The organism is Bacillus sp. KNSH39 (assembly GCF_052656585.1).
In genome coordinates, this window is record NZ_JBQXYO010000001.1 from 1,807,717 (window position 1) to 1,818,875 (window position 11,159).

Annotated in this window: 7 protein-coding genes; 1 reads left to right on the plus strand and 6 read right to left on the minus strand. The window is 33.2% G+C overall.

Translation table 11 applies throughout. From position 1 onward, the window contains the following. Nucleotides 1-2: 2 nt before the first annotated feature. Complete coding sequence (locus ACUL40_RS09130; protein WP_000410336.1) at nt 3-956, minus strand: LLM class oxidoreductase; 954 nt, start codon at nt 954-956, stop codon at nt 3-5. A gap of 406 nt (nt 957-1,362) precedes the next feature. On the opposite strand from ACUL40_RS09130, the gene ACUL40_RS09135 reads away from it, so the two are divergent. Beyond that, a complete protein-coding gene (locus ACUL40_RS09135; protein ID WP_445422818.1) occupies nt 1,363-2,358 on the plus strand; it encodes a zinc-dependent alcohol dehydrogenase family protein in 996 nt (331 codons plus the stop codon). A gap of 251 nt (nt 2,359-2,609) precedes the next feature. Here ACUL40_RS09135 and ACUL40_RS09140 read toward each other — a convergent pair whose 3' ends face one another. The 5 genes from ACUL40_RS09140 to ACUL40_RS09160 form a co-directional block, all read right to left on the minus strand. Next, entirely contained in the window at nt 2,610-3,404 is a 795-nt protein-coding gene (locus ACUL40_RS09140; RefSeq protein WP_000551076.1) for an SDR family NAD(P)-dependent oxidoreductase, read from the minus strand. A gap of 605 nt (nt 3,405-4,009) precedes the next feature. Further along, entirely contained in the window at nt 4,010-5,707 is a 1,698-nt protein-coding gene (locus tag ACUL40_RS09145; protein WP_065212046.1) for a M4 family metallopeptidase, read from the minus strand. A gap of 168 nt (nt 5,708-5,875) precedes the next feature. Continuing rightward, nucleotides 5,876-8,104: a putative mucin/carbohydrate-binding domain-containing protein gene (locus tag ACUL40_RS09150; protein WP_445422817.1), complete on the minus strand. Its 2,229-nt coding sequence runs from the start codon at nt 8,102-8,104 to the stop codon at nt 5,876-5,878. 299 nt (nt 8,105-8,403) lie between these two features. Beyond that, nucleotides 8,404-10,119 (minus strand): methyl-accepting chemotaxis protein, encoded by a 1,716-nt coding sequence (locus ACUL40_RS09155; RefSeq protein WP_065212048.1) that lies wholly within the window; start codon nt 10,117-10,119, stop codon nt 8,404-8,406. 453 nt (nt 10,120-10,572) lie between these two features. Next, the gene (locus tag ACUL40_RS09160; protein WP_000668224.1) at nt 10,573-11,142 is read right to left on the minus strand and encodes a 5' nucleotidase, NT5C type; all 570 of its coding nucleotides are present in this window, start codon (nt 11,140-11,142) and stop codon (nt 10,573-10,575) included. Between the last annotated feature and the right edge of the window lie 17 nt (nt 11,143-11,159).

Genomic DNA, 11,159 nt, shown 5'->3' on the forward strand with positions numbered 1-11,159 from the left:
CTTTACAAGGCTGGGAAATGCGGTAGCACTTCTTCTCCTAGCTCATCCAATACTTCGTCAGCTGGACGTTGACCATCAAATAGAGCAAGGAATAAATGATTCACACCAATACTTTTATATATATCAAGTAATTCAATTAGTGCCTTACGCCCTGTACGGTAACCTAAACGTATCGGTGTAGGACGTTCATTTGGATCTTCAGATAAATCTAAATGCATCGGTTGGATAAATGGTTTGAATACAGCTGGATGATAATCCTCTACTAGTTCTCTCCATTGTCCAATTGCTCCCGCCTGATGCACCGGACTACGTGGATAATACATCCATCCATCTCCATGTTCAGCAAACCATTCCATATTTTGCTGACTAAAACCTGTAATAAAGGTTGGAACACGTTTAGACGGTTTTGGAACTAAATTCGCACCATGAACTTCTCCTAGTGTCGACTGGATAGACGGGAAGTTTTTATACAAAATTTCTTCCAAGTAAGCAAATGCTTCTCTAAACTTTTCACCTCGTGTTTCATGACTAACACCTAACGCTTTGAAATCGGCACGTCTGTCACCGGATGAAACGCCAAGCATAATTCTTTCTGGAAATAGTTGATCTAATGTAGCAATTTCTTTTGCTACACGCAATGGATGACGAAGTGACAACACTGTTGCCGACGTTCCAAATGCGATTTTCTCTGTCTTGCTTGCTAAATACGTCAAATAAATCATCATATCGTAAATTTGACCTGTTGCAGGATCACCAAAATCAGGGTCTTGCAGCAATACATCGCGAAGCCATACACCTGTAAAACCGTATTGTTCCGCTTTTTGTACTAACTCTACTTGTTTTTCCATCGTTGGAGCATGAAACTGATAATTTTCAATCGGAATGTGAACTCCTAACGTAAGTTGATCTTTCGCAAACATACGATTATATCCAAAATGGTTCGCAAACTTTTCCATGTGTTTCACTCACTTTCCCTCATTCATATAAACCTATACTTTTCATATTTCTTCTCAAAATTTATAAGCAACACTGCAACACCACATTGTTGCCGATTGTAATCGTTATAACTTTCTTTGTGCTACGAGTGTTATTATAAATCGGCCATAACATGAATAACAGTACGTACTTTAAAGTGATGTAGGCACTTTAAAGTACCTATACTAAGTGAGTAATAATAAATCATGCTGCAAAAATAACATCTACCCTTTCTTCAAAAAGCTTTACTGTTGCTTTTGCAAATACGTTTCATTATTTCACGTACTTTCCCTTTCTTTATATAAAATTGTTACTAACCAAATTCAAAATATTATACTTATTTTTCGTACTTTGCTATGCTATAACCACAAACAGGAGGTATAAACTATGAAAGCACAAATTATCCATTCTTTTGGGGGTTCATCTGTATTTCAATTAGAAGAAGTTTCAAAACCAAAACTTTTACCAGGTCATGTTCTAATCGATGTAAAAGCAACAAGTGTAAATCCAATCGATACAAAAATGCGTAGTGGTGCCGTTTCAGCAGTCGCTCCTGAGTTTCCAGCTATATTACACGGCGATGTAGCTGGTATTGTTATTGAAGTAGGAGAAGGTGTTTCGAAATTTAAATGTGGGGATGAAGTATACGGATGTGCCGGAGGTTTTAAAGAAACTGGAGGTGCACTTGCAGAATTTATGCTTGCTGATGCACGATTAATTGCTCACAAACCTAAAAATTTAACAATGGAAGCAGCAGCTGCTCTACCATTGGTTGCAATTACAGCTTGGGAATCTTTATTTGATCGTGCAAATATTAAATCAGGTCAAAATGTGCTCATTCATGGAGCTACTGGTGGCGTAGGACACGTAGCCATTCAATTAGCTAAATGGGCTGGTGCTAAAGTTTTTACAACTGCTTCTCAGCAGAACAAAATGGAAATAGCCCATCGTCTAGGAGCCGACATAGCTATTAACTATAAAGAAGAATCTGTTCAAGAATATGTGCAAAAACATACGAATGGCAACGGATTTGAAGTTATATTTGATACAGTAGGTGGCAAGAATCTCGATAACTCTTTCGAAGCTGCTGCAGTCAACGGAACTGTCGTAACAATTGCAGCTCGTTCAACCCATGACCTCTCTCCTTTACACGCAAAAGGACTCTCTCTGCACGTTACTTTTATGGCGTTAAAAATATTACATACAGATAAACGTGACGCTTGCGGGGAAATTTTAACTAAACTAACGCAAATAGTAGAAGAGGGACACCTTCGACCATTACTAGATTCGAAAACTTTTACGTTTGATGAAGTTGCACAAGCACATGAATATTTGGAATCAAATAAAGCAATTGGGAAAATAGTGTTGAAAAACGTTTGGTAACTTTCACTAAATAATACAAATAACAGCGGGATTGCTTCGTCTTATCTTTTTCTTAAGAAATGCCACAACGCTAAAAGCTTTCCATCCTTTACAACAAGTAAAAAAGAACAGCCGAATTTTTCTTATAGTAGAAAATCCGGCTGTTTTCTTATCACAATTTGCTTTTTGTATATTTCTATTAATGAGTAAAATACAACTTATTTGTCTTACCATCTTTACTTTCTACAGAATACTATGTTGTTTTTAATTTATTAAAATACACTACGTACTAATCCCCCGTCTATTCGCAACGCGGAACCATTAATCGCTGAAGAAAGTGGGCTGCTTAAGAAAGTGACAAGATTGGCAATTTCTTCTGGACGAATAAGTCTTTGAATAATAGAGGTTGGTCGATTCTCTTTCATAAATCGCTTCTCAGCTTCTTCTATTGTCAATTGCTCATTAGGATAAAGACTATTTAACATAGTCTCCACTCCTTCCGTTAAAGTCGAACCAGGCATTATAGTATTAACAGTCACATTCGTTCCTGTCGTCAGCTCAGCTAAACTGCGAGAAAGTGAGAGTTGCATCGTTTTAGTCGCACTATAGTGAGCCATTTCTTGAGATGGCATAATAGCTGCTTCGCTAGCAATAAAGATGACTCTTCCTTCTTTTCTTTCAATCATTTTTTTCAAGTACGAGCGAGTAAGTCGAACACCACTCATAATATTGACTTCAAACAATTTAAACCAATCTTCATCAGGGATATCAAAATATTCTACAGGTTCAAAAATTCCTAAGTTGTTAATAAGAATGTCTACTTCAGGGTACTTTTCAATCACATTTTGGCACCCTTGTTCTGTTCCTAAATCAGCTACTACAGGTTGAAGAATAGCATCCGGATACTGCGCTCGAATTTCGTTTATCGTTTGATTAACATTTTCTTCACGGCGTCCATTAATAAGTACAGTAGCTCCTTCCGCTACTAATGAAGTGGCAATTGCTTTTCCAATCCCTGCCGTAGATCCAGTAACCAGTGCTATTTTTCCTTTTAATTGCATATGCATATAGATCCCTCCAAATTCATGTGCTACATGATTGACTTACGTTGGAATAAATAATTACGTTTATATTGTGGTTCACTTCTCTTATCTTTAACAGAAAATAAGCAGATCCACCCTTTTTTCGAAAGAGTATAAACGAAAATTATGTAGCTATTGGACTCTGTACGGAATTAAAAATCGAAATTATCATCATTTAGATCTACTCGATAATTCTGATTCTAATCATTGTCATGTTAAAAAATCGCATCAACAGCAGAGTAAAGCTAAAACCAACTAATAAATACCATTATGATATATATTAACGATAAAGAAAATTACGCACTTTAAAGTTCCATAGGAACAAAAAAGTGCCCTATAAACTATAATTTCTAACTCTTTATATTTGCTAAAGTAGTATCTTTTTTTATCATAGAAAAGGTTGTAAAATCACACATTCTTACATACAGTTATAAGATTATTTTTATCCTAATTAACTAAAAACCATATAACACATTTATAAAATAAAATTCTAAAAAAACCTTGCAGAAAAATTCTACAAGGTTTTTGCCTATACACACAAATTAATCACTATATTAAAATAAAAGGGTTTATAATTCATCGCAATATTATTAAATATAAGCTGCTTTAAAGGCTTGTTGGACAGCTTGTACTTCTAATGAGTCTTTACCATATAAGTTCGTTGCTACACGAATACAAGCTTCTTTTAATTCTTTAAAGTTAGAAGTCATATTTAATTCATCCGTATTTGCATAATAGAAAATATCAAACATTTTATCTTCTCCAATGCCATGTACGTTTACTCCATTATGGTTTCCACCACTAGCAATCAAGTAAGCTACTTTATTAATAATGCTAGAGTTCGTGTGTACACCACCATGATCGTGGTCAGCATCAATAGGTAAGTTATTATAATGTCTATAGTCCTCCGGATATCTAGAAGAGATAGATGATGGGTTTTTCATATCTCTAAAAATACGACCTGATTGTTCTCCCATTGTCCAATTGAACTTTCCGTTATTAGCATACTTTTCAACTGCTACTCCTAAAATATCAGATAGAGCCTCATTAATTGCACCAGCTTCTCCTGCATACTCAAGTCCAGACTCATTTCTTGTAACCGCGTGTGTAAATTCATGTCCTGCCACATCAAATGCTCTAACAATTGGATCTCCGTATACTAGCATAGCTCCATTACTAAATGCATTAAACCACTGCTTAGGATTTCCTTTATTCGTACCATTTGTGTTCCAACCATGAACGACAGAAATTACTTTTTGTCCGTTATTATCAAAGCTGTTACGGCCATATTTTTCTTGATAAAAATCATATACTTTCGTTGCTAAATAATGAGCACTAACTGCTTTAGGATCAGTAAAATTTGTAGAATTACTTGTTACTAAATCATCGAGATAACCCCATACATTTCTTCTATAATTATTATAATCTTTATAATTAGCAGTATATGTTTCAATTCCCTTACCACGAGAATAATCTGCAAGCATGTACGTTCCATCACTTCGCTGCGTAATTCCAAACGTACGATTAATACCTAAGTCATCTTTTCCTGTACCTGTTAATCTTGAAGAATCTTGTGATTTATTTGCTGTCGCAGATTGGACAATACTACTATCTACTTGTATACCCAATTTTTGAACGAGTTCTTTTAATAGATTACCACCAAAAGCATCAATTAATACTGTACCAGATACATATTCAGGTGTAGATGCACTAAAAGTAATTTGATATGCGTTTGTAGCTTTATTTGTATTTTCATCTACATATACCACTTGTTTAATTTCTGGTTCTTCAATAAATGTGAGATTATTTCCATAGATGTTGAAAAGCTGTTTTTTTGCATCCTCTTCTGATAAAGTAATAGGTTGTTTCAAATCTTCCTGTTGTTGTAGATCTTGGGCACTATCCCCTGAAACGCTCGTAAGTACACCATCATCATTAATATGTGCTGTTAGTTGATATCCGTATACATCACGTCCTTCATACGTTTGTTGAAGACGTACCAATGTAGTACCATCATAAGATTTACGACTTTGCGTAACATTATAATTAACTTTGGATTCCGTATTAACTTGCTTTGATGATAATGCTTGTTCTGTTTTTCCTTTTAGTGCATCCTTTGCTACATTTTCTGCCGAATTTTGAGAAGGTGCTGTTAAATTACCTGTTCGGAACGTATCTTCCTTTGTGTCCACTTTTAAATCTTCTGTTGCCGCATGTACTCCTCCATAGGGCATAATCGCCGATAACACCACTCCTGTAGTTAAACCTACCTTTACGAAATTATTCATATTCTTACTCCTTTATAATCTTATTATTAAGTTAAATAAATGTTTTTTCAAAATTGGAAACATAGATATTTCAAACTATCTATGTTTATCTACTGTTTATGAATTGTGATTCCTCATAATATAGATAGATTGCGTCTTTACTTTTAGATTCATTTCATTCCTCAAAAATTACTCATTATATAAGCTATCTTTATATTTATTTATATACGTTATTTTTTGTGGTTCTGATAACATATTTATCGCCATCCACACATTCTTTTTCATTTCTAATTTTTGCATTGGTATCTCTTTTAAAACCGGATTACTTATAATTTCTTCCATTTCTTCATCAATTCTTTTCATAAGATTTTCTTCTGGATTATTTTTTAAATAAGTATTTTTCAGTCCCCATTTTGTCATTATAAATTCATTCGTTTTATTCATAGGATTAATAATAGTAGCTTTACTAGTTAATCGTTTTTTTATTTCATCATGATAGATTTTAATTTTATATCCTTCTTTTAGTGGAATAGTATCTTTTACAATCGTTACATTTGTCCCTTCCATTTCCTTCGTATAAATTTTTTCACCTTTCTCATTAAACACCTCTATTGATGCGTATTTTTCATCTGCATAATAGCTATGAGGCGTTTTAGTAGTAACCGTAAAAACAGCCCGCTTTTGCTCTAAGTCTGTATTTAATTTGGCAAACTGATCATCTCCTAATCCTAGGAATTGAATCGTTTCATTTACCAAATTGCTCACTTTCATTTCGTTAACATCAATCGTTAGACTATTATCCTTTTCCTTTACATAGGCATAATACGAACGGAAATGATACATTCTATCCATTTTCTCACCTGAAATTTCAACCGTATAAACCCCATTTGGTACGTCTTGTAAATTGATATCTGCTGTTTCAATTGTTTTTTCTTGAACAACTGTATTCCCTTCTTTTAATTTAATCTTTCTTCCTTTCAATGTATCTATTTCATTTGTATTTAAATGGATATGCAAATTCCCTTTTAACCCAAGTGAAGCAATTTGCTGATTCGTAACTATTTCAAAGTTAGAGTTTATCGGAATATCAGGATCAACTAGAGCTCTCGCCTTAGCTAATTGTGATTCAGGCACTATATACGCTAAAGAAGTCATTGCCGGATAACCTTTCGCCCTATTCATCTCTATTTGTTTATGATTAAACTTAAAGCCCCATCTTTCAAAAACGGGTGTAAAATCAACTTGTACATTCTCGCTATAATACTGATTCATTAAATCCGGTAAAGAATAATCCCCCTTTTTGAAAGCAGCATTGCTAGCTAGTTTTCGATAACCTTGATACATTTTTGCAAAAGCTTCATCGCCAGCTTTTTGTTTCGCCATCGTTAAAAGAATAAGTTTTTGTCGTAAATCTAAGTCATCATAATTTTTATTTTCTTTCATTAAAGCATTATATAAATTCCGTTCTACTTGTTCCTTTTTCCCGAAATTAAACAACCAACCAACTTGATCTGCTTTTTTTCCATATTTACTATATTGATATTGAACACCGAATAGATTATTAGAAACTTCTCCTGTAAATATTCCTTGATTATCAAAACCAGCTTGGTATCCGTGAGCGATTTCATGTAAAGTTCCCCAACTCAGTTTATCTAACCACATCTTTGTACTATCTGAACTATTCGCTGTCCAATTTGCACCATAATAGGCACCGCCAGCACCGGATATATCTGCTTTTAAAAAATAACGATTTTGACTTTTTTTATTTTCAACCGCTGAACCATCTAAACCAATAATTGAATCATACATCGCAAAAATATTTTCATAATACGCAATTAACTCATCCAATGATTGAAAATCTTTTAAAGACCTTACTATTTCTTTATCTTTTTTAGGTATAAATAATTGAAAACTCTCCCCTTGAAGTAACGCATACTCTCCATCAAATTGATCCCATGTACTAAAAAATTGAGATACACTTCCTTGTTGTTTATAAATGGGAAGAGGTTTAGTAGCACTTTCATTCCCTACTTGGTACTCAAGTACAGCGTGCTCTTCACCATACGGAGTATCTATGAAAGGAACTAAAGGCGTATCACCTTGAATGGTAATCCATTCATTTCCTACTTGTATGGATTTTTCATTTTTAGAGTCATTAGACAATAAACGTAATGTTAATTTGTCTTTAAAATTAGGATTCGTTTGTCTTACCTTTAATGGTGTATTTCTCTGCAAAATAAATCCTAAATCTTGTCGATCGTGATATTTACCCTTACTTATGCCCGCCTGAAATATCCAAGTAGGCTCTTCTAAACTAGTAATTTCTTTTACATTTGTTCGTTCATCAGCATGTAAGTGTATATTTCCTATGAGGAAAAACATTGTATACATGATGCCTATAACAAGTAGCCTTTTCATTTACATATCTCCTTTTCTATTTTTTATATACAAAATACAATAAAACCCTCCTTCTTTACTTATAACTGTCGTCAGTAAGTTACTTATTAGTGTAATTATTATAGTTACATTAGCTCATGATTATCAATCATTAAATATATGTAATTTTGCATATATTAATGTTTAACGAAAAATTTCGAGATATCTTGTAATGATCCAATATTATTTCATACATTATTCAATAAAAAAAACACACGAAGCCCCTTAAGTCTTCATGTGTTTTCATACATGTTATTACATTTATAATTGAATAAATTATCTTATTCTGTAATATTAAATTTTGAAACCAATCCCCTTAATTCTTCCACCTTTTCTTTCATTTTGTTGGATTGGATTGATATTTGTTCAATTGATACGGCCTGTGATTGAATTGAATTTACTGTTTGAAGCGTCTCCTTTTTCACATCCGTTGCAGTTTCAGAAACTAGCGAAAGAGAAGCATTTACTTCTTCTGTACCAGCAGACATCTCTTCTGTCGCTGCGGATACTTCTTGAATTTGACTTGTAATCTTATCAATATCTCTCATAATAGACAAGAAGGTTTGATTCGCTTTGTGGGCAGCTTCTTTTCCTTCTACTGCCTTCTGTTGGCCTTTTCGCATGACATTAACTGTATCTTGAGTATCTTGTTGAATGGATTTTATTAAATGATTCACTTCCTTTGCAGATTCTTTAGATTGCTCAGCCAAGTCTCGAACTTCTGCGGCAACCACTGCAAATCCTTTCCCATTCTCTCCAGCACGTGCCGCTTCAATAGCGGCATTTAAGGCAAGAAGATTCGTTTGTTCGGCAATATTAGTAATTGCAGCGAGAGCTGTATCAATCTGTTGTGTACGTGTAACAAGTTTATTTATTACTTTTGATGTTTCCTCGACAACATCATGCACACTATTCATTTGAAGAATAGAGTGATTTATCACTTCACTACCGATATTTATTCGTTCTGTAGTCGTTACTGCTACCTCAGCGACTACTGCTGAAGATTCAGCTACAGTTTGCACCCCTGTTGTAATTTCTTCCATTGAGGATGAGCTCTCCTGAATACTAGTTACCTGTCCTTCTATTTTTGTTTTTACTTCTAAAACAGTCTGTACAACCTCATTTGAAATACTAGACGCTCGATTTGTATCTTGTAATACGCCCTCCGTAGTAGAAATAACCTCTTGTGTTGTCATCTTAACATTCGCAATTAATTGTTGAAGGTTATCTAACATACTATTAAAAGACTGAACAATATGCCCTAATTCATTATTTGCTTTATAAGGAGTACGTGTTGTTAAATCTCCAGCTGCTACTTTTTCCATATCATTTTGTAGTAACACAAGTGGTTTTCGGATAGTTAATTTAATAATATATCCAATTAATATAATTATTAAAATTGCTAAAAGCGAAATACTAACAAACATTATCATTGTATTTTGAGCACTATTATTATTTTCCTTCTGTAAAAGCTCTGCATTATTACTATTATATAAAATTAATTCACGAATTGATTTTATTGATTTTTGCATATTAGGTTCAATCTCTTTTAGGTAATATGCATATGCTTCCTCATTATTAGATTTCCCTAATTCTTGCGCTTTCTTCATTTGAGTTCTTAATTTATTAAATGTTTCATAAAACGTGTTATATAATTCTTTTTCTTTAGTAGAAATAACTTTAGCCTCAAACTGCTTTAAAAGATAATCATTTTCCTGACGAATTCCGTCCATTTCTCTTATTAATTCATTCATTCTTTTTTCATCTTTTGATACCATAATTTCCATAAAGTTCATATTAACATGATAAAAATTAGATTCTACAATACCAATCCACTCAATTGGTAGTAAATTATCCTCATACATATTAGAGGAAGTACTTTTCCCTCTTTCTAATCCCCAAAACCCTATTAGGGATAATACTATACATGCAATACTTGATATAGTTATTAATATGTTTAGTTTTGTACCAACCTTACTGTTTCTTAATAATTCCAATTCACTTTCTCCATTCTAATATATAGTTTAAGTAATGTATTTTATACCAAGAATCCAAAAATTACGATGTTTATTTTGTAATATGCAATTTTGCATATCATCCACTACTGATTCAAAATAACCTAACATTGTAATTTTGGTTTTCCAAAAATTCATGATTATGAACACACCCTATTAATTCTTGAACTTCTCATCCAAAATATCCAAAAATATTGTGGCACCAGGGGAACCCATCATTGATGTATAAATTACACTACCATACAAGACTAGCTTAAAAATATTTTTCTTATTGCTCATTTTTCTATTTCCTCTCTATTAGAAGTACTCCTAGCACATCACACTAATAAAAACGATAGTATTAAAAAATAAGGAAAGACATAACACCTATGTCTTTCCTCTAAAATTGTAACACTCAATATACTCTTAGCTCTATTTGATTTGCCAGTTAAATCCTCACATTTCTTTCTTTATAATATCTCCTAACTCCGTCCAACTTGTAATCCGCGGGATATTGAGATGTTGATTGTAAGAAGTAGTTTTTGCATACACATTTATCGGTTTTCCTATTAACGTTTCTAAGACTGCCGGCTTATCATCAAAGAAATAGTTTAATTTTATTTCTTGTATGAAGTGTATTTTTTCTTCATCCTTCATTCCATAGAAAAAGCGATCTTCATGTACCGGAAAACCTTTTTCTATTAACCATTTTTTTGTTTGCTCTCCATGTTCTTTAGGCCGTGCTGTTATATAGTATATTTCATGTCCCTGTTTTTCTAATTCTTGTAATGTCTCTACTGCATATGGAAACGGTGAACAAGAAGTATAATAAATCTCATCCAGCAAACTATTCCACATATGACTGCCTTCCTCCGAAGTCATGCCAAATGCTTCATGAATTTCAATTGTTTTTAAAGAATGAAATACATCCAATCCTACTTTTTTGTTTAATTTCTTATTATATAAATGAAAAGCATGCTGCCTTAAATCAATTAATGTATCATCGATATCAAATCCAAACTTCACTCTTCATCGCTCCTTTC